The organism is Pseudomonas sp. R11F, assembly GCF_050312575.1.
GTDB lineage: Bacteria > Pseudomonadota > Gammaproteobacteria > Pseudomonadales > Pseudomonadaceae > Aquipseudomonas > Aquipseudomonas palleroniana.
This window is the reverse complement of record NZ_JBNPJU010000057.1, coordinates 162953-187678: the sequence shown is the minus strand read 5'-3', so window position 1 is coordinate 187678 and position 24726 is coordinate 162953. Positions and strand designations below refer to the sequence as shown.

Below are 24726 nucleotides of genomic sequence, written 5' to 3'. Positions count from 1 at the left end.
GACGCACCAGCGGCGGGGGGATTTAGGGGAACGCAGTGCTTATCCGTTTTTCGGTAACGCCCGTCCCGGCCATCAGATCCCCCGGTAGCGCTCATTCAACGCATACAGCACCGCACACGTTTCCCCATCCAGCTCCCCGCGATAATCCCGCGACCGAAAGTGCATCTGAAATGCCCGGGTGCGCTGTTCAAAGGCCTGGCGATTCTTCGCCGGCGCATAGCCATAGCGCTGGAAAGCCCGCTCCACCTCGACCTCCGGCGGCAGCCCGAGGCAAAACCGGCGTTGGTACATCGCCCGCGTCGCCTCATCGAACCAGGCGCCGATCCCCGCTTCATACAAGCACCGCCAAGGCAGTTGCGGCCCCGGGTCACGCTTGCGCCAATACGCCACATCCGAATGGCACAGCACGTCGGTCGGCCCGATCTGTGGGTAGCGCCCCAGAATGTCGCTCAACAAGGCAATCAACATATCGACCTGCGCCGCCGGGTATGCCGGAAAAGTAAACACGCCGCCGTCATCGCGCGCCAGGTTGACGATCTCGATGCCAATCGCCCGGCTGTTGAGATTGTCCCGCCCTCCCCAGTGGCTTGCACCGGCATGCCAGGCGCGCTTGTCTTCGGGTACCAGGCGAAATACGCGCAACTCGTCATAACCGCTGGCGCGATAGCCGGGCTCATTCGGGTCGGGCAACAAATAGTGCGCGCTGACACCGCCCTGGGTCAGCGTATTCAGGGATGAGCCGAACGGCGCCGCGGTGTAGTGCAGCACCACCTGCTGCACGGGCTCGCCGTGACGTTCATTGAAATCCTTGGAAGGGAAACTGCTATCGATGATCAACATAAGGACCGTCCTTTTTCACTACAGGCCGAATCATTCAGCCCGTTCGAGCACAAAAAAATTACCGCCATCCTGAAGCGCTCAAGCTCAGGCAGGCGGTAACTATTTGGCACTTGAAAAAGATCGGCTCAGCGCCGCAATGGCATCCCCAAATCTACGCGCAGGCCGTCCGGCCGGCTGTCGAACTTCAACGAGCAGGAACAACGCTGGACGATGGCTTGCACAATTGCCAGGCCCAGGCCGCAGCCCTCGCTGTTGCCGTTGCGCCAGAAACGTTGCGTCAGGTATTGCAGGTCCTCGCTGGAAATCTGTTTGCCATGGTCACGCACCCGGAAGATCACGTTATCGGTCGCGGTCAGCACGCTCAGCTCCACCCGCGTATCCGCAGGCGTGTGACGCAGGGCGTTGTCCAGCAGGTTGCGCAGCGCCGCGACCGCCAGGCCCACCGGCATTTCAACCGGGGTGGCCGAGAGGTTGTCGGGCAGGATCAGGTCAATGCGCCGGTTGTCACCCGCATTGGCGTCCTGGATCGCCAGGCGTGCGACTTCCTCGGCACTGGAGTGCATGCCGTCATCGAACGACAGGTTGCCCTCCACCCGCGCCAACAGCAGCAGTTGCTCCAGGGTACGGTGCAGGCGGTCAGCGCCTTCCTCGGCATGGGCCAGGGACTGGTCGCGGGCCGCGCCTTCGGTCATGCGCGCCACCTGCAGGTGGGTCTTGATCGCCGTGAGCGGGCTGCGCAGCTCATGGGCGGCGTCGCCGGTCAGACGGCGTTCGCGCTCGATGGTCTTGGCGATGCGTTGCAGCAGTTGGTTCTGGGTGTCGAGCAGCGGCTTGAGTTCGCTGGGCAACGGGTGGATCTGCAGCGGTTCAAGGGAGTCGACACTGCGGCGCATCAAGGCATCACGCATGCGATTGAGCGGCACCAGGCTCTGGCCGATGCCCAGCCACAGCAGGCACAGGCAACCCAGCAAGGCCACACCGACCGGCACGGACGCCGCCAGCAGGATCGACAGGTTCAACGCCTCGCGCTCCACCTGGCGGTCGGCGGTGGTGATCAGCAGGTCGCCACGGGACAGGGTGAAACTGCGCCAGCTCACACCGTCGATGACCTGGTCGCGAAAGCCGCTCTGGCGCGACTCCAGCCCTTCATCCGGGGTGGTATGGCTGCGTGCGAGGATCTCGCCCCGCAACGAGCTGACCTGGCAGGCCATGCCGCCCGGTACATTCAGTTGTTCGGTGCGCAAATGTGCACCGCCACTCACACTGGCCAGGCCCGGCATCTGCTCGGTCAGCCCCGCCACCATGCGGGCCGATGCCACCAGGCGTTGGTCGAGGGAGAACATCATCTGGTTGCGCAGATCGTTGAGCATCCAGGCGGCCGCCAAGGCCCAGATCAACACAAAAGCGGCGCCCAGCTTGAACGTCAGGCGCAGGCGCAGGCTCATCACGAAGCGTTGTCTCCCGCCGCCGGGCCGTCATCCGCCGTGCCCAGGCGATAGCCCAGGCCGCGCACGGTCTCGACGATACCGTTACCCAATTTGCGCCGCAGGTGATGGATGTGCACGTTCAACGCGTTGCTTTCCAGTTCATCGTTGAAGCCGTAGACGCTGTCCTTGAGCTGTTCGCTGGAGAGCACGCGGCCCTTGTTGTGCAACAAGGCTTGCAACAGCGCCTGTTCACGACGGGACAGGTCCACCGGCTGGCCGCCCAGGAAAGTCTCGCGACTGCTCGGGTCATAGGCCAGCCGGCCATGTTCGATCAGGTTGACGCTGCGCCCCGCCACACGCCGCAGCAGGGTTTGCAGGCGGGCGGCGAGTTCGCGCAGGTCGAAGGGCTTGAGCAGGTAGTCATCGGCGCCGGCTTGCAGGCCGTCGACGCGGTTGGTCACCGAATCGCGCGCGGTGAGGATCAGCACCGGGATTTCCAGGCCCTGGCTGCGCTGTTGCTGCAACAGCTTGAGGCCGTCTTCATCGGGCAGGCCGAGGTCGAGCACCATGATGTCGAACGTCGCCGCCTTGAGCATCGCCCGCGCCGCCGCGGCCGAAGCGACGCGCTCGACGGTGAAACCCTGGGCGGTCAGGCCGGCCACGATACCGCTGGCGATCAGTTCGTCGTCTTCACAGACCAGTACGTGCATGCTGAACCCTTCATAAAAGATGGGGAGATTAAAGGCTGGGCGGATTAAGCGCAGATTATGCCGTGAAAAGAGGCGCGCTCAGACTTTCCCTACACTCTAGAATAGCGCCGGTTAATCATCGGTTAATCAACGCCACACATTGTGTGCCTCACTTGCATCGAACTAAGGCTTGACCATGCGGCATCTGTTTACCTTTTTGCTGGTGTTGTTCGCGGGGTTCGCCCAGGCTGCGCCGGGCAGTAATCCTTTCGAGACCAAACCCGACTTCCTCCCGGTGGGCAAAGCCTTCACGTTTACCTCCGAGCGCCTGGAAACTGGCGAGACCCAGCTATATTGGCAGATTGCCGACGGTTATTACCTGTACAAGCAGCGCATGAAGTTCGACGGCCTGGCCGACAAGCCCGCGCTGCCGCAGGGTGAAGCCCATAGCGATGAGTTTTTTGGCGAGCAGGAAGTGTATCGCCAAGGCCTGGAAGTGAAGATCCCGGCGGGTGTCACCGGCCAGGTCAAACTCGGTTGGCAGGGCTGTGCCGATGCCGGCCTGTGCTATCCGCCGCAGTCGATCACCGTGGATCTGGGCGGTAACCCTGCCGTTGCCGCCACCCAGGCCCAGGACCAGAGCCTGGCCAGCGGCCTGCAACAACGCAGTCTGGGCTGGAGCCTGCTGGTGTTCTTTGGCTTGGGCCTGCTGCTGGCGTTCGCGCCGTGTTCGTTGCCGATGTTGCCGATCCTCGCCGGCCTGGTCGTCGGCAGCGGCGCCAGCCCGCGCCGGGGTTTTGCCCTGGCCAGCAGTTATGTGGTGTGCATGGCCCTGGTGTATGCAGCGCTCGGCGTGTTGGCTGCGCTGCTTGGCGGCAACCTTGCCGCGTTGCTGCAAACCCCGTGGATCCTGGGCAGTTTTGCCGCGCTGTTTGTGATCCTCGCCCTGCCGATGTTCGGTTTCTTCGAGCTGCAACTGCCGGCCTTCCTGCGTGACCGCCTGGACAACGTCAGCCGCCAGCAAAGCGGTGGCAGCCTGGTGGGCGCGGGCATGCTCGGTGCGCTGTCCGGCCTGCTGGTGGGGCCGTGCATGACCGCGCCGCTGGCCGGCGCCCTGCTGTATATCGCCCAGAGCGGCAATGCGCTGCACGGTGGCCTGATTCTGTTCGCCATGGGCATCGGCATCGGCGTGCCGCTGTTGCTGCTGGTGACGGTGGGCAACCGCTTCCTGCCCAAGCCAGGCACCTGGATGAATGTACTCAAGGGCATCTTCGGCTTCCTGTTCCTGGGCACCGCCGTGCTGATGATACGCCCGGTCATCAACGAAAGCCTGTGGCTCGGCCTGTGGGGCGCACTGGCGCTGGTCATGGCCTACTGCGGCTGGATATTGGCCCGCGAATACGGGCTGGCCGCCAAGGTATTGGGTGCAGGCTCGCTGGTGCTGGGCCTGTGGGGCGCGGTGCTGGTGGTCGGCGCGGCCGGTGGCAGCGATGACCTGTGGCAACCGCTGAAGGTCTATAGCGGCTCGCGTGCCGCCGCCGCAACGACTGGCCATGATGCGTTCATGACCATTAACGACCCGGCCGTGCTGCAAAGCCAGCTCGACGCCGCCAAGGCTCAAGGCCAATGGGTGCTGGTGGACTACTACGCCGACTGGTGCGTGTCGTGCAAGATCATGGAAAAACAGGTGTTCGGCAAACCTGAAGTCATGGATGCCCTGAAAGACGTACGCCTGCTGCGCCTGGACGTCACCGCCGATAACGCGGCCAGCCGCGCCCTGCTCGGCCGCTACCAGGTGCCGGGGCCACCCAGCTTCGTGTGGATCGGCCCGGACGGTGAAGAACGCCGCGCCCAACGCATCACCGGCGAAGTGGATGCCGCCGGCTTCCTGCAACGTTGGACACACACCCGGGACGCGCTCTGATGCTGACCCTGACCATCGGCACCTTCGCCATCGCCCTGAATCACATCCTGTTGATCAGCGCGCTGATTCTCGCCACTTTGGTGGGTTGGCGCGTGGCCAAGCGTGGCGGGGAAAACCCGGAATCCGTGCTGTTCAGCCTGTTCCTGCTGGGCATGCTGGTGGCACGCGCCAGCTTTGTGCTGATGTACTGGAACGAGTACCGCAACGACTGGTTGCAGATGGTCGACCTGCGCGATGGCGGCTTTCTCGCCTGGCCCGGTGTGATCGCGCTGGTGCTCGGCGCGCTGGCCTACGGTTGGCGTCGCCCGCCCCTGCGTAAACCACTGAGCGCCGGGGTTATCACCGGGCTGGTGTTCTGGGGCATGGGCAGTATGTCCTTGAGCCTGTACGACAAAGGCGCGCAGTTGCCGGACATCACCTTGCGCAATGCCAATGGCGATGTGGTGCAACTGGCTGATTACAAAGGCGGCCCGCTGGTGATCAACCTATGGGCCACCTGGTGCCCGCCGTGCCGCCGCGAAATGCCGGTGCTGGAACGCGCCCAACACCAACGGCCCGACGTGACCTTCCTGTTCGTCAACCAGGCCGAAAGCATGCAAAGCGTCAGCACTTTCCTCGCCACCCAGGGCCTGACCCTCGACAACGTGTTGTTTGACGCCAGTGGCCGCCTCGGCCAGGCCGTGGGCTCCATGGCGTTGCCGACCACCCTGTTTTATCAAGCCGATGGGCGGCTGATCAACAGCCACCTGGGCGAGCTGTCCCAGGCCAGCCTGGCCCGCGCCATGGAACCCTTCGACTCAGCCCCTGCCGCCACAAGGAAACCGACATGCCAAGCCTCCGCCACCTGCTGACCCTGCTGCCATTGACCCTGGCCGCTACCCTGGCCCAGGCCGAAGACTGGCCGGCGCCGATCAAACAGATCGAAGCCAAGGGCGCCAAGATCCTCGGCAAGTTCGACGCCCCCAGCGGGCTCACCGGCTACGCCGCGCAATACCAGAACCGCGGCATGGCGCTGTACCTGACCGCCGACGGCAAAAGCGTGCTCGCCGGCAACCTGTACGACGCCCAGGGCAACGACCTGAGCAGCGCGCCCCTGGAAAAACTCGTGTACGCGCCGATGGCCAAGGAAGTCTGGGCCAAGATGGAACACAGCAACTGGATTCAGGACGGCGATAAAAACGCGCCGCGTATCGTCTACCTGTTCAGCGACCCCAACTGCCCCTACTGCAACATGTTCTGGGAACAGGCCCGCCCGTGGGTAAAAGCCGGCAAGGTGCAGCTGCGCCACATCATGGTCGGCATCATCCGCGAAGACAGCCCCGGCAAATCCGCCGCGCTGTTCGCCGCCCAGGACCCGCAAAAAGCCCTGGCCGAACACGAAGCCGCCGGCAAGGGTAGCAAGTTGCAGGCACTGGACAAGATCCCGGCCGCGATCGAAGCCAAGCTGGATGCCAATATGAAGCTGATGGATGAGTTGGAGTTGTCGGCCACTCCGGCGATTTTTTATCTGGATGACAAGGGCGGGTTGCAGCAACAGCAAGGGGCACCTTCGCCGGAGAAGTTGGGGAAGATTTTGGGTAGCAAATAATCGTCCCATCCCCCCAATGCAAAACGCTCCTGCCAATGACAGGAGCGTTTTCTCCTTCAGTACTTGATCGCAGCCCTATAGGTGCTCCACCTTGAGTTCCGTCATACCAAAGTCGTTACCGTCCGCCCCTGAGGCAACCAACGTATGAACTTGCAATACCATTGATGAGCCAGTGGCTACAAAGGTCCCCTCTATTTTTTTCCAAGACATTGAGAAGGTACTTGACGCAAGGTAGTTTCCATTAACCACCAGTGCCAATACTGGCAGTGGCGCTGCCCCGTTATAGGAACAGCCGAGCATGCTGAAACGGTAACTGCGCCCGACCTCAAGTCCAGTGAAGTTTTTATATAAAACGACGCCAGAACTGCCTGAACTGAGTGTGCCGTTGGCTATGCAATACTTACCAAGTTGGTAGGAGAGTTGGTTTTCGCCTTGACTCGCAGGCCCGTCAAGCCAGCCATTGCGGCCGTTGCTGAACGGCGTGAAATCGTAGTACGACGATTGGAATATCAAACTCAACGACGGGAAAATTACCGTGTTACTTTCACTCGCACTACCGTCTGGAGTGCTATTGAACGTGAAGGTTAATCGAGAGCCGTGCTTCAAGACCGCCAAGTGCGATCTTGGCACTATATCTTTCATCCCCTCACTGACGTTTGTCACTGCTTTTGCCAGATACACATTGAAAGCGTAAGGACTGCCATTTTGGCGTGTCCCGACACCGCGCATCCAGCCTTTTTGACCAAGCAGAATGAACCACCATTTCTCTACCTCAATATCTGCGTTCCCGACGAACGTACCCAAGCTCAGGATGCCGTCCTGAGTCGCAACGGGTACTGCCTGTCGTACCACGGGAGTCGGTAACCGGTGGGGAATACCGACTTTCAGCCGCAAATCTTCCGAAGTGGCCAACTTGCAGGCACTGCTAACCGTGTAATTGATTGTGACCGTGGTACCGATAGCTTCAATAACTGCTTCACGCGGTAAATGGAAGTGTACAGGCCCCGGTCTGGTGCCCGGCTTGGGCACTACTGGCCAACAGCTGCCATCCTTTTTCAACCAGCAAAGGCTGATTTCCTGCCGGTGGCTCATACGCTGAAAATCGACGACGACATCTACACCTTCGCGGCCATTGTAGGGTTCCAGGTCATCCTCCACCGCCTGCACGACTTTGGGCTTGCCTAATTGCAGGTCCTCTTGAGTAATATTGAACGTTGTCGTCGGCGCGTCGATGGCCTGTGTGCGATCAGTGACACCACAAAAGCTCGCCGCAAAGTGCAATTTAAAATCGCTGCAATCTGCCAGCTCTTGCAGCGCTGCCCTCAGGATGGGTGTATCAACCCCATGCATCTTCCAATCATCCGTGACAGGCGCTCCCATCAGTATGTCGATACGATGGTCGTTGCCGTCTTCATCTTCACCTGTGATCCACATCCAGCAGCATTCCGAGCATGCAGCGTAGCCCCAGACAGGTACAAAAGCTGTCGCGTCACCCGCGAAGGTATTCAGATCCAACGTGGCAAGGGTTGCGTCTTCAATCTCCGCCGCAGATAGCAGAGGGGCCATTACGTTGACCACCCTTTCAGGTGATGATTGTACTGCCTCACTATTGGGGAACTGAATGGTGTAGGACAGCGTCATCGGTTTGTTGAAGAAACAGGCGACAACACAGGATGGCAACTTGGCGGACGCCAGCTCCCCACCTTCATCAATCGTGACACAGCCGAGCGGCTCCGGTCCGTAACCGACCCCACTCGCATAGAAACAAACCTTATCCTGCGCATATGTATCCAGGTTAGCGGCGTCTATATCACCCCCCCCCTTGGTGAGTTCGGGGTTAAGGCACCATTCTTCGTTGTAGGGCACCGACTGCCGAAGATGTGGAGGCGGCAAGTTTTTAAGCACATTATCCACAATGAAAGCAGCAGTTCGGCGCTTTTGGATTTCGAGAGCGTTTTCGGGCAGGAGCGTCTCCAAGTGAGGAGGAACAGGAGCAGGAGGCTTGGCCGCAAGTTTACTGGTGAGCCAGCCACACTGGAGGGTTAGCGACCGCCATGGCTTACGTCGTGCCAGCCAGCCACGCGCTATGGGAAATTGGAGTATGTAGCCCGGAGTTGCCTCTTCAGGAGTCAATTCATGGCCATTAGTCACAGTGTAGAAAACGTGCTTGGGGGCGTCCTGCTCGGTGGCAGCGGTGCAGTAAACTCTATCGCCCGCTTTGGCAAGAGGGGGCACCGGCACGAGGACGGTTTCATCGTCTGGGTGATCGTGCATGTCATAGGTAGGCGTGTTATTTACATTTTTTTCGTGTAGCAAATATGGAGCGAGTGCCTCACTTTCACTGGCTGAGTAAAACGATATTCCTACTTCTTTAACCGACGATGTAGCCGCCTGCCCTTGCGACTTCCCTTCATAGGAAATGAGAGCCGTGAACCCCATGAGTGTCGTCAGGTAATCTAGAGGGATGTCTATCTTCCTGGCGCCCGCCTCACCGCTTGAATCTACAAGACCCTCCAGCACCAACTCAGGCGCCTCCTTTGCGCGGAACTTGACGGTGATAGTCGAACTGTCCATTCGCGAATCAACGGTCAGATATGAACCCGGCATATTGGGGGGCGTAACGGTGCTATCCACCTCACTGGAAATGAGTGGGGCATCCACTTCCAGAGCCTTGGGTTTGACCGATTTTGACGTTTTCACAACGACCGGATCTGAAGGGACTTCGTGCGTTGTTTTTTCTTTTGTCATGACAAGAACTCCGTGTTCCATGGGAAATCCCCTCAAGTCAGAGACCGAGGGGTTTCCTCAAGTGAGCCCTTTCGACATCCGCCTGCCTACTGTCAGAATTGACAGTTCCGACACAACGTCACGCTATATCCGACCAACGGCCGCCTCACAATCCCTCCAATTCCGCCATCAAATCACTCAACCGATCCACCTTCTCGGCACTGATCTCATTGGCCGCCAACCCGTCGATATACTCAGCCAACTCCGCCACCGTGCTGCACTCGAACATCGCCCGCAGCGGTACATCGCGCTGCAAGGTCTTCTGCACCCGCGAGGCAATCTGCGTGGCCAGCAATGAATGCCCGCCCAGTTCGAAGAAGTTGTCCTGCACCCCCACCCGCTCAACCTTGAGGACCTCGGCCCAAATCCCGGCCAGGGTCGTTTCAAGTGCGTTGCGCGGTGCCAGGTAGTCCTGGCTGTGCAGTTGGCCGATGTCCAGCGCCGGCAGGGCCTTGCGGTCGAGTTTGCCGTTGGCGTTGAGCGGCAGGCGGTCGAGCCAGAGCCAGTGCAGCGGCACCATGTATTCCGGCAGTTCGGCGCGCAGGCGCTGCTTGATGCGGTCCAAGCGCTCGCTGGGGTTGAGGCTTTCGTCAGCCGCCACCAGATAGCCGACCAGATGCTTGCCGTTGACCCCTTCCTGCACGCCGACGGCCGCGTCGCGCACTTCGGGTTGCTCATGCAGGCGGGCTTCGATTTCACCCAGTTCGATGCGGTAGCCGCGAATTTTCACTTGATGGTCGATACGCCCGACGTACTCCAGCACGCCGTCACTGCGACGGCGCGCCAGGTCGCCGGTGCGGTACAGCCGCTCGCCCGGTGCGCCGAACGGGTTCGGCACAAATACCGGGGCCGTGCGCAGCGGATCGCCGACATACCCACGCCCGACCCCCGTACCCGCCACGCACAACTCACCGACCGCGCCCTGCGGCACCAACTCCAGCGCACCATCCAGCACGTACAAACGATTGTTGTCGGTCGGCGTGCCTATCGGTAGATAGGTGCCACGGGTCGACGCCAGGTCGACGCGGAAAAACGCTACGTCATCCGAACATTCCGCCGGGCCATAGGCGTTCACCAGCGCAATCTCGGGATAACGCTGCAACCACTGGTGCGCGAGCTCCGGTGGCATCGCTTCGCCGGTCGGCAGCATCCAGCGCAGGCCGTCGAGGCTGATGCGATCCTGGGCGAGCATGCCCTGGATCAGTGACGGCACGCTCTCCAGCACCGTGATGCCTTGCGCCTGGACATGCTCCAGCAAACCTTGCGGATCATGGGCCAGCGTGTTCGGCACGATGTCCACCCGTGCGCCAAACAGCGGCGCGGTGAGGAATTGCCACACGGAAATGTCAAAGCTTTGCGAGGCAGTCTGGGCGATCACGTCCGCCTCACTCAGTTGCAGGTACGGCACCTTGCTCAACTGGTTATTGAGCATGCCGCGCTGTTCGACCATCACGCCTTTGGGCAGGCCGGTGGAACCTGAGGTGTAGATCACATACGCGAGGTTGTCCGGGCCGCTGTAGACACCTGGGTTTTCTCCACGGCCCGGAACGTCCTCCCATACCAGCAACGCGCAATCGGTGCCCTCCAGCAGTTCGATGGCCAGTTCGCGACACGCCTCGGTGCACACCAGCAGCGGTGTGCGGCTCAAGTCGATAATGCTGCGCAGACGCTGGCCCGGCAGCCCGGGGTCCAGCGGCAGGTAACCGGCACCGGCCTTGAAGCTGCCGATGATCATGCCCAGCAGGTCGAGGCTGCGTTCGGCCAGCAACGCCACCGGTTGATCCAGGCCGACACCCGCCGCGATCAGCGCGTGCCCCAAGCCATTGCCGCGACGGTTCAACTCGGCATAAGTCCAGCGCTGCGCCAGGCAACTGGCGACAATGCGTTGGGGATAAGCAGCCACCTGTTCTTCAAACAGTTCGATATAGCTGCGCTCCAGCGGGTAAGCCTGCTCGCTCTGGTTGCAGCCTTCCACCAGGAACTCGCGCTCTTGCGCGCCGATCAGGGGCAGCTCGGCCATGTCGCCATGGAAGCCCTGCACCAGCGCCAGCAGCAGGCGCTTGAACTCGCCAAGCATGCCTTGCACGGTGGTTTCATCGAAATAACGCTGGTCATAGGACAGGTGCAGACCGAGGTCATCGCCGGGGTAGCACACGGCGGTCAGCGGGAAGTTGGTGTGGGTGCGACCGGAGTCCGACGTGGCGTTCAGGCTTTGCGCATGGTCCAGCACCGAGACCTCCACCGGAGCGTTTTCGAACACGAACAGGCTGTCGAACAGCGGCTGGCCCTTGGGCAGCTCGCTGTGTTCCTGGATCGTCACCAGCGGCAAGTACTCGTACTCACGCAGTTGCATGTTGCTGTCGAGCAAGCCGGTCAACCACTGACGCACGCTGCAAGGCTGGTCGTCCTCGGGCAGTTTCACGCGCAACGCAATGCTGTTGATGAACAGGCCGACGGTGCGTTGCATCTCGGGCATTGCCACCGGGCGGCCGGCCACGGTGACGCCGAACAGCACGTCACGCTCGCCGCTCAGACGCCGCAACACCAAGGCCCATGCCGCCTGGGCGAAGGTATTGACGGTGAGTTGGTGGGCCTGGGCCAGTTCGCGCAATTGCGCGCCATCACGAGCCTCCAGGCGCGTGTAGCAATCGCCGACCACCATGCCGCCGCTATGGCCCGCGTGTTCACGCAGGAAGGGGCGGTCGCTGGGGATCGGCGTGGTGCGTTCGAACCCCTGCAGGTTCTGTTGCCACCACTGGCGCGCCTGGTTGAGATTCTGGCGTTGCAGCCAGGCAATGTAGTCGCGGTAGCGCGGTGGCGTCGCCAGTTGCGCGTCACGGTGCTCGCCCAAGGCCATGTAGATCTCGAAGAAGTCATTCATCAACAACGAACGGCACCAGGCATCGATGAGGATGTGGTGGTTGCTCATCATGAACCAGTAGCGCGCTTCACCCACACGGATCAGGCGCAGGTGGAATGGCGCCTGGTTGAGCAGATCGAAACCGGCTTCGCGTTCGGCCTTGAGCAAGGCTTGCAGGCGCGGCTCCTGTTGCTCTTCGGCATCGTGGCTCCAGTCCAGGTATTCAAACGGTGTGCTGCCCGGCTTGTGGATCACTTGCAGCATGTCTTCGCCGACGTTCCAACAGAACGACGCACGCAAGGCTTCGTGACGGGCGATCACCGCCTGCCAGGCCTGGGCAAAACGCTGCGGGTCCAGCGCGCTGTTGATACGGTAGCGGTCCTGCATGTAGTAGAGGCCGGTGCCCGGCTCCAGCAGGGTGTGCAGCAACAGGCCCTCCTGCATCGGCGTCAGCGGGTAGACATCCTCGATGGCGTTGACCGGCACCGGCAAGCCATCCAGTTGCGCCTGGGTCAGGTGTGCCAGGGGGAAGTCGGACGGCGTGAGGCCGCCGGCATCGTCCTTGAGGCAGTGCGCGATCAGACTTTGCAACTCGGCCAGGTAGCCCTCGGCCAATTCGCGGATGGTCTGGCGGTCGTGACGCTCGCGGCTGAAGGTCCAGCGCAGCACCAGTTCCCCGCCATACACCTGGCTGTCGACGCTCAACAGGTTGGGCAGCGGCGCATCCGGGTCATGGGCAACACCTGCCGACTCGTCCAGCGGGTGGAACAGTGCATCGACACCAAAACTCTGGTCGAACTGGCCGAGGTAGTTGAAGGTGATCTCGGCGCTCGGCAGCGCAGCCATGGCCTGCTTGCACAGGTCGTCCGCCAGGTAGCGCAGCACGCCGTAACCCAGACCTTTGTGCGGCACGCCGCGCAGTTGCTCTTTGATGGCCTTGATCGAAGCACCCGGCTCTTCAAGTGGCGTCAGGCGCAACGGATAGGCACTGGTGAACCAACCGACACTGCGGGTCAGGTCGATCTCATCGAACAGGCTTTCGCGGCCGTGGCCCTCCAGTTGGATCAGCGCCGAGGCGTGGCCGCTCCAGCGGCACAGCACGCGGGCCAGGGCGGTCAGCAACAGGTCGTTGACCTGGGTGCGGTAGGCGCTCGGGGCCTGTTGCAGCAATTGAAGCGTGTGCTCGGCATTCAGGCGCACACTGACGGTATCGGCATCGCGATTACGCAGCGAGCCGTGTGCTCGATCCACCGGCAACGCCACCTCCGGGCCTGCCAGCCGGGCCTGCCAAGTGCCCAGTTCTTCACGCAACGATTCGCTGCCGGCATACGCTTGCAGGCGTGCCGCCCAATCCCTTAGCGCACTGGTCTTGGCCGGCAGGCCGACGGACTGGCCATCGCTCAGTTGGCGATAGACCGTTTGCAGGTCTTCAAGCACGACGCGCCACGACACACCATCCACCACCAGGTGGTGAATCGCGATCAGCAGGCGCTGTTGACCTTGCGGACCATCCACCAGCAAGGCACGCAGCAGCGGCCCATGGGCCAGGTCGAGGCTGCGCTGGGTGTCGGTGAACAGCGCCGTGCATTGGTCCATATCACGCACGTGCGCCTGCATCAGTACGCCGCCTTCGGGCACCGCCAAGTGCTCGGCGTGCCATTGGGCATCGCGCGCGGTGAAGCTCAGGCGCAGGGCATCGTGGTGTTCCAGTACTGCCAACAGCGCTTGCTCCAGGCGGTGCGGATCGAGCAATTGCTGCGGCGCAAGCAACAACGCCTGGTTCCAGTGCTGGCGATTGGGGATATCGGTATCGAAGAACCAGTGCTGGATCGGCGTGAGCCCGGAACTGCCGGTCAATACGCCCTGCTCCGCCTTGACCTGCTGCGAACGCGTGGCGATGGCGGCCAGGGTGCGGACCGTCTGATGCTGGAACAGGTCGCGAGGGCTGAACTGAATGCCCGCCTGCCGCGCACGGCTGACCACCTGGATCGACAGGATCGAATCGCCGCCCAGCTCGAAGAAGTTATCGTCCAGCCCGACCTGTTGCACGTTCAATACCGCGCACCAGATCGCCGCCAGGGTTTGCTCCAACTCGCTGCATGGCGCGACATACTGTTGGCGGTTGGCCTCGGGGTCCGGTTGCGGCAAGGCCCGACGGTCGAGCTTGCCATTGGCGGTCAACGGCATGCTGTCGAGCACGATCAGGTGCGCGGGCACCATGTAGTCCGGCAATTGCGCCTTGAGGTGAGCCTTGAGCGCGTCACGCAAGCTGGCGTGCTCGGCGTCGCTGACCAGATACGCCACCAGTTGCTTGCCGCTCGGCGAATCCAGCGCCAGCACCACGGCTTCGCGCACGGCCTCGTGCTCCAGCAGGCGGGTTTCGATCTCGCCCAGCTCGATACGAAAGCCTCGCACCTTGACCTGATGGTCGATACGCCCCAGATACTCCACCTCGCCATCGGCGCGTTGGCGTACCAGGTCACCCGTGCGATACAGGCGGCCACCACGACCAGCAAACGGATCGGCCACAAACCGCTCCGCCGTCATGCCCGCGCGCTGGTGGTACCCCAGGGCCAGGCCGGCACCGCCGACGTACAACTCGCCCGTCGCACCTTGCGGCACCAGGGCCAGGTCGGCGTCGAGAATGTACGCCAGGCGGTCACCGATGATGCTGCCGATCGGCACACTGCCGGCGCCCGCCTCCAACTGCTGCGGCGCCAGGCTGGCCAGCGGCATCACCACGGTTTCGGTCGGGCCATAGGCGTTGAAGAACACCTGCGGCTGGAACGCCGCCCGAATGCGCTGCAAGTGCTCGCCAGTGAGCGCCTCGCCTCCGGTGATGCACATGCGCACCGGCAAGGTCTGCTGTTGGGTGGCCAGCCATTGTGCCAACTGGCTGCCGTAACTCGGCGTGAAGCCCAGGATGTTGATGCGATGGGTGCGGATCAGCGCGCAGATTTCCTCGGCGTCCCACTGGCCCTGGGCGCGCAACACCACCTGTGCACCGCTGAGCAGCGGCACCAGCAGACGCTCGGTGGCGGCGTCGAAGTTGATCGAATAGAAGTGCAGCTCACAGTCATCCGCGCGCATCCCGAAACGCTCGATCACCGCCCGGCAATGCATGGCGATTTCACCATGGCACACCACCACGCCTTTGGGTTTGCCGGTGGAGCCGGAGGTGTAGATCAGGTACGCCTGATGCTGTGGCAGGTTGAGCAATGGCGGCTCGGTCGCCGGATAGTTGGCCAGTACCGACAGATCCTCTTCCAGGCACCAGCACGCCAGCGTGGCCGGCAACTCGCCAAGGGCTTCGAACATCGCCGCATCGCTGAGCAACAGGCCAATGCCGCTGTCTTCGATCATGTAGTGCAAACGGTCGAGCGGGTATTCCGGGTCCAGCGGCACATAGGCGCCGCCGGCCTTGAGAATTGCCAGCAGGCCGATGACCATTTCCAGCGAGCGCGGCAGCGCCAGGCCCACGCGCACCTGTGGGCCGACACCGCGCTCGCGCAGCATCCAGGCCAGGCGATTGGCGCGTTCGTCCAGTTCGCGGTAGCTGAGGGTCACCCCGGCAAAGGTCAACGCGGGCGCATCGCCCCGCTTCGCCGCTTGCTGGCTGAACAGCGTGTGCAGGCACTGGTCGAGACGATGTTCACCCGCCGCAACGCCCAGGCTGCGCTGCAATGCACGTTGCTCAGCAGCGCTGAGCAGCGGCAGTTCGCTGAGGCGTTGTTGCGGATCGCCGATCAAGGCTTCCAGCAGGTTGCGCCAATGCTCGGCCATGCGCGCGATACGCGGCTCGTCGAACAGGTCGGTGCTGTAGGTCAGGCAGCAACCCAGGCGCTGGTCGAGGTCGGTGACTTCCAGGTTCAAGTCAAACTTGGTGGCGCGGGCATCGTTGGCCAGGTACTCGACGGTCATGCCGGCCAGTTGGCGGCTTTGCTGGAACTCCCAGCGCTGCACGTTGCACATCACCTGGAACAACGGGTTGTACGCCGCGCTACGCGTAGGTTGCAGGGCTTCCACCAGATGGTCGAACGGCAGGTCCTGATGGGACTGGCCCTCGATCACCGTATGGCGCACCTGCTCGAACAACTCGCCGACACGCATTTGCCCGTCGAGTTGGCAACGCAAGACTTGGGTGTTGAGGAACGCACCGATCAGCCCTTCGCTTTCCGGGCGGATACGGTTGGCCACCGGCGCGCCGATGCGCAGGTCGGTCTGGCCGCTGTAGCGGTAAAGCAGCACGGCCAGGGTGGCGGTCATGGTCATGAACAGGGTCAGGCCGCGCTCGGCATTGAAGGCACGCACGCGGGCGGCCAACGCATCGCTCAGGTCGAAGCGGTACAACTCGCCCTGGTGGCTTTGCACCGGTGGCCGTGGACGGTCGGCGGGCAGTTCGAGCAAGGGGTGCTCATGGCCCAGTTGCGCCGTCCAGTAATCCAGTTGACGCTGGCGCTCACCGGACTCCAGCCACTGGCGCTGCCAGACGCTGTAGTCCAGGTATTGCACCGGCAACGGCGCCAGCGGCGAATCGCGCTCGTCGATGAAGGCTTCATAGAGCGCGCTGAGTTCACGGGCGAAGATGTCCATGGCCCAGCCTTCGGTGACGATGTGGTGCAGGGTCAGCACCAGGTAGTGTTCCTGCTCACCGGCCTTGACCAGGCAGGCACGCAGCAACGGCCCGGTTTCCAGGTTGAAGGGCGTGTGGGCTTCATGCTCGGCCAGGTGTTGCAGGCGTTGCTGGCAATCGGCTGGAGTAAGCGCAGAGAAATCCCGCCAGTCCATGCGCAGGCCGGTCTGGCGCGAGACCTTCTGATACGCCACGCCATCGACACTCGGGAAGGTGGTGCGCAGGGTTTCATGGCGCATGATCAGGGCTTGCAACGCCGCCTCGAAACGCCCCACATCCAGCACACCGCGCAGGCGCGCCATGCCGCCGACGTTGTAGGCCGGGCTGTCCGGTTCCATCTGCCAGAGGAACCACATGCGTTGCTGGGAATAGGACAACGGCACCGGCACGCTGCGGTCGACCCGGGCGATGGGGGCTTGCTGGTTGCGATGGCCCGCCGCCTGGATCAGCCCCACCTGCTCGGCGAAAGCGCCCAACTCGCTGGCTTCGAACAAGGTGCGCAGCGGCAGTTCGACGTCACACGCCTGGCGGGTGCGGGAAATGATTTGCGTGGCCAGCAACGAATGCCCGCCGAGGGCGAAAAAGTCATCGCGCAGGCCGACACGGGGCAGGCCCAGCACTTCGCGCCAGATCGCTGCAATCTGCTGCTGCAACGGGGTCTCGGGCTCGATGTGTTCACGCAGCTGCCACACCGGCTCCGGCAGCGCACGCCGGTCGACTTTGCCGCTGGGGCTCAGCGGCAGGGCGTCCAGGCGCATCAGCAGCGCAGGCACCATGTATTCCGGCAGCTCGGCGGCCAGGGCGGTTTTCACGGCCTGCTCGTCCAGCCCGGCCGGCGCGGTGTAGTAACCGATCAGCTTGGCCTCACGCACCAGCACCACGGCCTGGGCAATGCCCTCTTGGGCCAGCAGGCGCGCTTCGATTTCTTCAGGCTCCACACGGAAGCCGCGCAGTTTGACCTGTTGATCAAGACGCCCCAGGTATTCCAGCACACCGTCGGCGCTCCAGCGGGCGCGGTCACCGGTTCGATACAGGCGGGTGCCGTGCTGGTCTGCGACAAAACGCTCAGCCGTCAACCCGGCGCGGCCGAGGTAACCCCGCGCCAGGCCGATACCGCCGATGCACAGCTCGCCCGGCACACCCAATGGCACCGGGTTGAACTGCTCGTCCAACACGCGGCAGATCACGTTGCCCAAGGGTCGGCCAATCGGCGAGCGCTCGCCGTCTGCCACATGGCAGTGCCAGTGGGTGACGTTGATCGCGGTTTCGGTCGGGCCATAACGGTTGTGCAATTGCACGGCGGGCAAATGCGCCAGCACGCGGTTGCGCAGTTCGGCAGGCAACGCCTCGCCCCCGGAGAACACGCGACGCAGGCTGGTGCATTCACGCGCCAGGGGCTCGTCGATAAACAGCTGCAACAGCGCCGGCACGAAGTGCAGCGTGGTCACGCCGTGCTCTTGCACCAATTGTGCGATGCGCTGCGGGTCGCGATGTTCGCCGGGGCCGGCCAGCACCAGCCGGCAACCGGTGATTAGCGGCCAGAAGCATTCCCACACCGACACGTCGAAACTGATCGGCGCCTTTTGCATCAGCACGTCGGTTTCATCCAGGCAGTAGGTGGCCTGCATCCACTGCAAGCGCTCGGCCAGGGCCGCATGGGTATTGCCCACGCCTTTGGGCTGGCCGGTGGAACCGGAGGTGTAGATCACATAGGCGAGGTTGTCGCCGTTGAGGTGCAAACCCGGCGCCTGGCTCGGCCAGCTGTCGAGGTGCAGGCTGTCCATGGCGATCACGCACACGCCGTCGGCCGCCGGGAGTCGCTCAAGCAAGGCGGTCTGGGTCAGCAGCAGTTCGACGCCGCTGTCGTTGAGCATGTAGGCCAGGCGCTCGGCGGGGTAGTCCGGGTCCAGCGGCACATAGGCGCCGCCCGCCTTGATGATCGCCAACAGGCCGATCAGCAGCTGCGGCGAACGCTCGGCGGCGATGGCCACGCACACATCCGGGCCAACGCCTTTGTCACGCAGGTAATGCGCCAGGCGGTTGGCCTGGTTGTGCAGTTGGGCGAAGCTCAGGCTGCCGTCCTGCCAGACCAGCGCGGTGTTGTCCGAAGCCTGCTGGCTGAACAACTCGGGAAGCCAGCGGGTGGCCGGCGCGCACGGCGCCTCACTCCAGGGAGTCTGCTCATTGGTGTGCATCAGCGTCAGCTCGCCGATGGCCTGCTGCGGCTGCTCGCACACCGCGTGCAGCAGGTTGATGAAGTGCTCGGCCAGGCGCTGGACGGTGCGGTTTTCGAACAACTCATCGGCATAGTCGAACGACAGGCTCAGGCGCCCATTGCGGTCTTCTTCGCTATGCAATTGCAGGTCGAACTTGGCTTCGCGACTGTGCCACGGCAACTCATCGGCCAACATCCCCGGCAAGCGGCGCAAAGCGCTCAGGTCACGTTGCTGATGGTTGAACATCACTTGAAACAGCCCTTGCTCACGGGCTTGCGGGAAGGCTTCGAGCAGTTGCTCGAACGGCAGATCCTGATGGGCCTGGGCCCCCAGCACGGTGTCGCGAGTAGCGGCCAACAGTTGATCGAACGGCAGGCGCCCCTCCAGCTCGGCGCGCAGCACCAGGGTGTTGATGAAAAAGCCGATCAAGCCCTGGGTTTCCTGGCGCGGGCGGTTGGCATTCGGCACACCGATACGGATATCGCGCTGGCCGCTGTAGCGGTGCAGCAGGCTTTGGAACGCCGCCAGCAACAGCATGAACGGCGTCGACTCGTGGGCCTGGGCGGTCTGGCGAATCGCTTCGCTGAGGCCCGCGCTCAGGCGCACGCTATGGCGCGAGGCGCTGTGACGCTGCTGCGCGGAGCGCGGATGGTCGGTGGCCAGGCTCAGGGCCGGGTGCTCCTCGCCCAACTGCGCCCGCCAGTACGCCAGTTGCCGCCGGCCTTCGCCCTCGGCCAACCATTGGCGCTGCCAACTGCCGTAGTCGGCATATTGCAGGGCCAGCGGCGGTAGCTCCAGGGGTTGGCCCTGAGTGGCGGCGGCATACAGGCGGGAGAATTCGTCGATCAGGATGTTCAGTGACCAACCGTCGGCGATGATGTGGTGCAAGGTCACCAGCAAGTGGTGATCTTCATCGTCCAGGCGCACCAGGGTCACCCGCAGCAGCGGGCCTTTCTCCAGGTCGAACGGCGCGCGCGCCAGGTCTTCACGGATCTGTTCGGCACGGGATTCACGCTCGGCAACCGGCAGGTCGCTGAGGTCGATCCGTTGCAGGTCGAACTCGGGGCTTTTGTCGACACGCTGGAACGCCTGGCCGTCACGCTCGTAAAAGCGTGTACGCAGGGCTTCGTGGCGCTGGACCAGTTGCGCAAAACTGCTGCGCACCGCGTCTTCATCCAGCTCGCCACGCAAGCGCAGCCCGCCGGGAATGGTGTAGGCGCTGCTGTAGGGGTCCAACTGCCAGGTGATCCACAGGCGGTTTTGCGCCAGCGATTGGGGCAACTCGTCCTGACGTGACAGGGCGTGAATCGCGCCTTGGGCAACGCCACCGTCCTTTTGCAATTGCGCTACGTCGGCGGCAAACGCCGACAGGGTCGGCGCTTCGAACAGCAGGCGCAGGTTCAGTTCCAGGCCCAGGGCTTCACGCAAGCGCGCCACCACCTGGGTAGCGGTAATGGAGTTACCGCCGAGCAGAAAGAAATGGTCATCCGCCGCGACCGTGTCGACCTGCAACTGCTCGCACCAGATCGCTGCGATCTGCTGTTGCAACGGCGACTCCAGCGCCGCATCACTGACCTTGGCTTGCACCTCGGGGAACTGCGCATAACTGTCGAGGCTGCCATCGGCGTGGCGAAGCGCGCACGCCGCACGCTGCAGCTTGCCGCTGGAGGTCTTTGGCAAGGCGCCGGGGTTGAGCAGCAGCACCACGCTCGGGGCTTCCTGGCAGGCCTCGGCCACGGCTTGGCGGATGGCCTTGATCAGCGCCTCGGGCGCCAGGATTTTCTGCACGCTACGGCTGATTTCGGCGGCGATGCCGATGCCCTCCAGGCCCTGATGCTGCACCGCAAATGCAGCGACCCGGCCCTTACGTATGCCTTGCACTTCGCGCTCGAGGGTTTGCTCGATGTCCTGGGGATACAGGTTGTGGCCGCGCACGATCAGCAGATCCTTGAGCCGGCCGGTGATGTACACCTCACCGTCGCGAATGAAGCCCAGGTCACCGGTGCGCAGCCAGGTACGGCCGGCCTGTTGCACAAACGTCTTGGCGGTGGCTTCGGGGTTGCGCCAGTAACCGTGGGCGATGCTCGGCCCGGTGGCCCAGAGTTCGCCGACTTGGTTATCGGCTAACGCCTTGAGCGTGTGCGGGTCAGCGATCAGCACCGCATGTTCCGGTTGGCTGGTGCCGCAACTCATGATCGCACTGCCCTGCCCTGGCTCAGCGCGGTTGGCCGCCAGGGCCTGTTCGTCCACACGCATGGCCGGGATGCCCTGCCCTCGCGTGCCGCCGGCGACAAACAAGGTCGCCTCGGCCAAGCCGTAAGAAGCAAAGAAATGGTTTGAAGAGAAACCGCACACCGCGAACTTCTCGGCAAAGCGCTCCAAGGTGTCGAGGCGGATCGGCTCGGAACCCGAGTACGCCACGCGCCAGCGGCTCAAATCCAGGCGCTCCAGGGCTGACTCGCTGACCCGCTCGCTGCACAGTCGATAGGCGAAATCCGGCCCGCCACTGATGGTGCCGCCGTATTCGCTGATCGCTTCCAGCCAGCGCAATGGCCGCCCGAGGAAATAGGCCGGCGCCATCAATACACAGGGCACGCCGCTGAAAATCGGTTGCAGCAGCCCACCGATCAGGCCCATGTCGTGGTACAGCGGCAGCCAGCTGACAATCACGTCATCCGGGTTCAGGTCGATACCAAACCCGCGCCGGATCAGCACTTCGTTGGCCACCAGGTTGCCGTGGCTGACTTGCACGCCCTTGGGCAATGCCGTGGAGCCGGAGGTGTATTGCAGGAAAGCGATGTCGTCAGCCTGCAATTCAGGCTCGATCCAGCCGTCGGCGACCGCGCTATCCAGGTTGTCGACGCTCAACACCGGCGGCGCATTCTCGATCCGGGCCAGGCCATCGGCGAGGCTGGCGATGGTCAGCAGCAGACGCGGCTCGGCATCCTTGATGATCGACAGCAAGCGTTCCTGGTGATGCCGGCGCGTGGACTCAGGCGGGTAGGCCGGCACCGCGATCACCCCGGCGTACAGGCAACCGAAGAACGCCGCGACGTAATCCGGGCCGCTGGGGAACAGCAGCACCGCACGTTCACCCAGTGCCGCATTGGCTTGCAAGGCGGCGGCGATGGTGCGGGCACGTTGGTCCAGGTCACGGTAACTGAGCACTACGTTGTGCTCGGCGGATTCGGCGAGGAAGCGCAGGGCGACCTGGTCCGGGGTCTGCGCGGCGCGACGTTGAAGGGACTGGACCAGGGTGCGGGGAAGTTCGAAGGCGTCCATCATGGGGTTCCTGCCTGAAATCGGCTTACGGGAAAATCGAAAATTGGAAAGCGTTCAGCCGGCGATTCGCTGCCGCGTCGTGCCAGTGCGCCAACGGCTCAGGTGCTCATCGGCATAACGACGCAGGCAGCGCAGCACGGCGCTTTCGTGCTGCACGAGAAAGAAGTGATGGCCGTCGAACATGTCCAGGGAGAAGCCACTGGCGGCATCGATCTGCCAGTCCAGCAACTGGTCGGCACGCACGCTGTCTTGCTTGCCGCCGAACACATGGATGGGCATGCCCAGCGGCTCGCGCTCGCCATACTGGAAGCTGCCGCAAAGCAGGAAATCGGCGCGCAGGATCGGCAGCATCAACTGCATCAATTCAGGGTTGGCCAGGGCTTCTTCGGCGGTGCCCTGTAGCTCACGCAGGCGGGCGAGCAATTGTTCGTCGGTCTTTTCGATGGCGTATTCACTGACATCGCGACGGGCCGGGCCAGCCGTGCCGGAGGCGAACAACGCCAGTGGCGCGGGCACATCGCGCAGGCTTAGCGCATGGGCCAACTCAAAGGCCAGCAGGCCACCGAGGCTATGACCGAACAGCGCGTAGGGGCCATCCAGGTGGTGGCTGATTTCATCGGCAAGCTGGGCCGCCAATGCCTTGATATCACGCTGCAAGGGCTCGTCCATGCGCATGCCGCGCCCCGGCAACTCCAGCGGGCACACTTGCAACCAGTCCGGCAGGGCACGGCGCCAGCGGGCGTAAACCGAGGCGCTGGCGCCCGAATGGGGCAGGCAGAACAGGCGCAGTCGGGTGGGTGCGCTCATGGTTTGAGGACTCCCCACTGAAACACGCTGTTTGCACGGTAAAAACCCATCTCGCCCTCCTGCGGGTGCTGATCCTTGGCCGTTTCGCTAACGGACCTGTCACCCATGAGAACGGACGGAGCCGGTAAATAATTAGTCGCCCGGGACGCGCGAGACGCGGTTCACACCTTGCAGAAAGGCATAGGATTAGTTCTTTCTCTCATTTGACAATAATTATCATTAAGCATAATTTGTTGCCCGATGTGTAGGAGGCTTCAGCACGGACGCCCTCCCCTAACCTCTTTTGCGACAAGGTGAATTTCCATGACGGAACCAGTATCCACAGGCAGGTGCGACTCACCGCTTCTCCAGGCATTCGTCGACAATCGACTGATCCTGGTGAAGATTGCGGCCAGAATTACCGGCTGTCGCTCCCGCGCTGAAGACGTCGTGCAAGACGCCTTCTTCCGCTTGCAGTCAGCGCCGACGATCACTTCATCGTTCAAGGCCCAACTGAGTTATCTGTTCCAGATCGTGCGCAACCTGGCGATCGACCACTACCGCAAGCAGGCGCTGGAACTCAAGTATTCGGGACCGGAAGAGGAAGGTCTGAATGTGGTGATTCACGGTGCATCACCGGAAACCTCGCACATTAATTTCAACACCCTGGAAAACATCGCCGACGCCCTGACAGAGTTGCCCCAGCGCACCCGCTATGCGTTCGAGATGTACCGCCTGCACGGCGTGCCGCAAAAGGACATCGCCAAGGAGCTGGGCGTATCGCCGACCCTGGTGAACTTCATGATCCGGGATGCGCTGGTGCATTGCCGCAAGGTGTCGGGCAGCCACAGCGATACGTTTGCGCGGCGGGTGTAGGTTCAGGGCACCGGCATCACATCGATGCGATACGGCTCGAAAATCTTCAGCATCTGGCCGTTATCGCGCAAATGCTTGAGCAACGCGGCGAACGCCTCCCCGGTGATCGGCGCTTTCGGCCGCAGCAAGGCATAGTGGTGATACACCTGGTCGATACGTTCCGAGACCAGGAATTTCCCCGCCATGTCCGCATTGCGCACCATGAAGTCACTCAGGTACGAACGCGTCACCAGCGCGATATCGGCACGCCCGCGCACGACCATCAGCAGGTTGCTGTCATGGGAATAGGTCAGCGTGGCGTTGAAGTGTTCGGCCAGGTATTTGGGGTCGGCGTTGAAGTTGGCGAAGGCGTAGTGATAACCGCTGAACACCGCGAGGCGCTTGCCGGTCAGGTCGGCGAAATAATGCTGGTCGCGCTCGGGCTCACGCTGGGCGACGAAAATTTCCGCATCCTCCAGGCCCATGTCGACACTGGTGTGAGGAATATCCTTCCAACCCCAAGCAGGGTTTTCGAAGATCGCCATATCGACCCGGCCCTGCTCGAAGTCCCTGAAACGCCGGGGGATCGAGGTCGGCACCAGGACAAACTGGTAGTCGCTTTGCAACGTATTCAGGGCTTCCACCAATTGCGGCAGTATCCCGGTGTCGGCCCCTTGTTCGGGACGCACGGTGTAGGGCGGAAAATGCGCGGCACCGATCCTCACCAGTTGCGCAGCAGAAGCCGGCATCCAGCCTCCGGTGCCCACGGCCCATAATGTAAGTCCTGCAGCCAGCCGCCATGGCGATAACATCAAGGCACACACCGTTTAAACTCTGAT

General features: G+C 62.7%; 11 protein-coding genes. 4 read left to right on the top strand and 7 right to left on the bottom strand.

Annotated elements, in window-relative coordinates; all coding sequences use genetic code 11:
- Nucleotides 1–72 precede the first annotated feature (72 nt).
- The 3 genes from ACQRBV_RS16420 to ACQRBV_RS16410 all read right to left on the bottom strand — a co-directional run bounded on the left by ACQRBV_RS16420 (nt 73) and on the right by ACQRBV_RS16410 (nt 2977).
- Nucleotides 73–840 (bottom strand): N-acetylmuramoyl-L-alanine amidase, encoded by a 768-nt coding sequence (locus ACQRBV_RS16420; RefSeq protein WP_411985138.1) that lies wholly within the window; start codon nt 838–840, stop codon nt 73–75.
- Between the two features lie 125 nt (nt 841–965).
- Nucleotides 966–2285, bottom strand: coding sequence for an ATP-binding protein (locus tag ACQRBV_RS16415; protein WP_060755986.1), 1320 nt, complete (start codon nt 2283–2285; stop codon nt 966–968).
- Complete coding sequence (locus tag ACQRBV_RS16410) at nt 2285–2977, bottom strand: response regulator (RefSeq protein WP_060755987.1); 693 nt, start codon at nt 2975–2977, stop codon at nt 2285–2287. The genes ACQRBV_RS16415 and ACQRBV_RS16410 overlap by 1 nt, the downstream gene beginning before the upstream one ends.
- Before the next feature lie 175 nt (nt 2978–3152).
- Between ACQRBV_RS16410 and dsbD the strand changes: the two genes are divergently transcribed.
- From dsbD to dsbG, 3 genes are read left to right on the top strand one after another with little or no spacing between them, the layout of a single operon-like run.
- Entirely contained in the window at nt 3153–4880 is a 1728-nt protein-coding gene (gene dsbD, locus ACQRBV_RS16405) for a protein-disulfide reductase DsbD (protein WP_411985139.1), read from the top strand.
- Entirely contained in the window at nt 4880–5731 is an 852-nt protein-coding gene (locus ACQRBV_RS16400) for a TlpA disulfide reductase family protein (protein WP_060755989.1), read from the top strand. Before dsbD ends, ACQRBV_RS16400 begins: the two co-directional genes overlap by 1 nt.
- A complete protein-coding gene (gene dsbG, locus ACQRBV_RS16395) occupies nt 5707–6468 on the top strand; it encodes a thiol:disulfide interchange protein DsbG (RefSeq protein ID WP_411985140.1) in 762 nt (253 codons plus the stop codon). The genes ACQRBV_RS16400 and dsbG overlap by 25 nt, the downstream gene beginning before the upstream one ends.
- Nucleotides 6469–6543: 75 nt before the next feature.
- On the opposite strand, the gene ACQRBV_RS16390 is transcribed toward dsbG, so the two are convergent.
- From ACQRBV_RS16390 to ACQRBV_RS16380, 3 genes are all read right to left on the bottom strand, one after another.
- Nucleotides 6544–9216: a hypothetical protein gene (locus tag ACQRBV_RS16390; RefSeq protein WP_411985141.1), complete on the bottom strand. Its 2673-nt coding sequence runs from the start codon at nt 9214–9216 to the stop codon at nt 6544–6546.
- A 145-nt stretch (nt 9217–9361) separates the two neighbouring features.
- Nucleotides 9362–22249 carry a non-ribosomal peptide synthetase gene (locus tag ACQRBV_RS16385; protein WP_411985142.1) on the bottom strand — a complete coding sequence of 4296 codons (12888 nt, stop codon included), beginning with the start codon at nt 22247–22249 and terminating at the stop codon, nt 9362–9364.
- 51 nt (nt 22250–22300) lie between these two features.
- Nucleotides 22301–23053, bottom strand: coding sequence for a thioesterase II family protein (locus ACQRBV_RS16380; RefSeq protein ID WP_411985143.1), 753 nt, complete (start codon nt 23051–23053; stop codon nt 22301–22303).
- Between the two features lie 303 nt (nt 23054–23356).
- Here ACQRBV_RS16380 and ACQRBV_RS16375 point away from each other — a divergent pair, with 303 nt between their 5' ends.
- Complete coding sequence (locus ACQRBV_RS16375; protein WP_060755994.1) at nt 23357–23908, top strand: RNA polymerase factor sigma-70; 552 nt, start codon at nt 23357–23359, stop codon at nt 23906–23908.
- Nucleotides 23909–23910: 2 nt separating this feature from the next.
- Here ACQRBV_RS16375 and ACQRBV_RS16370 read toward each other — a convergent pair whose 3' ends face one another.
- The gene (locus ACQRBV_RS16370; RefSeq protein ID WP_411985144.1) at nt 23911–24699 is read right to left on the bottom strand and encodes a substrate-binding periplasmic protein; all 789 of its coding nucleotides are present in this window, start codon (nt 24697–24699) and stop codon (nt 23911–23913) included.
- Between the last annotated feature and the right edge of the window lie 27 nt (nt 24700–24726).

Excerpts from the sequence above, each read along its gene's own strand:
- ACQRBV_RS16420 (WP_411985138.1), bottom strand. The coding sequence starts at position 840 with ATGTTGATCATCGATAGCAGTTTCCCTTCCAAGGATTTCAATGAACGT.
- ACQRBV_RS16415 (WP_060755986.1), bottom strand. The coding sequence starts at position 2,285 with ATGAGCCTGCGCCTGCGCCTGACGTTCAAGCTGGGCGCCGCTTTTGTG.
- ACQRBV_RS16410 (WP_060755987.1), bottom strand. The coding sequence starts at position 2,977 with ATGCACGTACTGGTCTGTGAAGACGACGAACTGATCGCCAGCGGTATC.
- dsbD (WP_411985139.1), top strand. The coding sequence starts at position 3,153 with ATGCGGCATCTGTTTACCTTTTTGCTGGTGTTGTTCGCGGGGTTCGCC.
- ACQRBV_RS16400 (WP_060755989.1), top strand. The coding sequence starts at position 4,880 with ATGCTGACCCTGACCATCGGCACCTTCGCCATCGCCCTGAATCACATC.
- dsbG (WP_411985140.1), top strand. The coding sequence starts at position 5,707 with ATGCCAAGCCTCCGCCACCTGCTGACCCTGCTGCCATTGACCCTGGCC.
- ACQRBV_RS16390 (WP_411985141.1), bottom strand. The coding sequence starts at position 9,216 with ATGACAAAAGAAAAAACAACGCACGAAGTCCCTTCAGATCCGGTCGTT.
- ACQRBV_RS16385 (WP_411985142.1), bottom strand. The coding sequence starts at position 22,249 with ATGATGGACGCCTTCGAACTTCCCCGCACCCTGGTCCAGTCCCTTCAA.
- ACQRBV_RS16380 (WP_411985143.1), bottom strand. The coding sequence starts at position 23,053 with ATGAGCGCACCCACCCGACTGCGCCTGTTCTGCCTGCCCCATTCGGGC.
- ACQRBV_RS16375 (WP_060755994.1), top strand. The coding sequence starts at position 23,357 with ATGACGGAACCAGTATCCACAGGCAGGTGCGACTCACCGCTTCTCCAG.
- ACQRBV_RS16370 (WP_411985144.1), bottom strand. The coding sequence starts at position 24,699 with ATGTTATCGCCATGGCGGCTGGCTGCAGGACTTACATTATGGGCCGTG.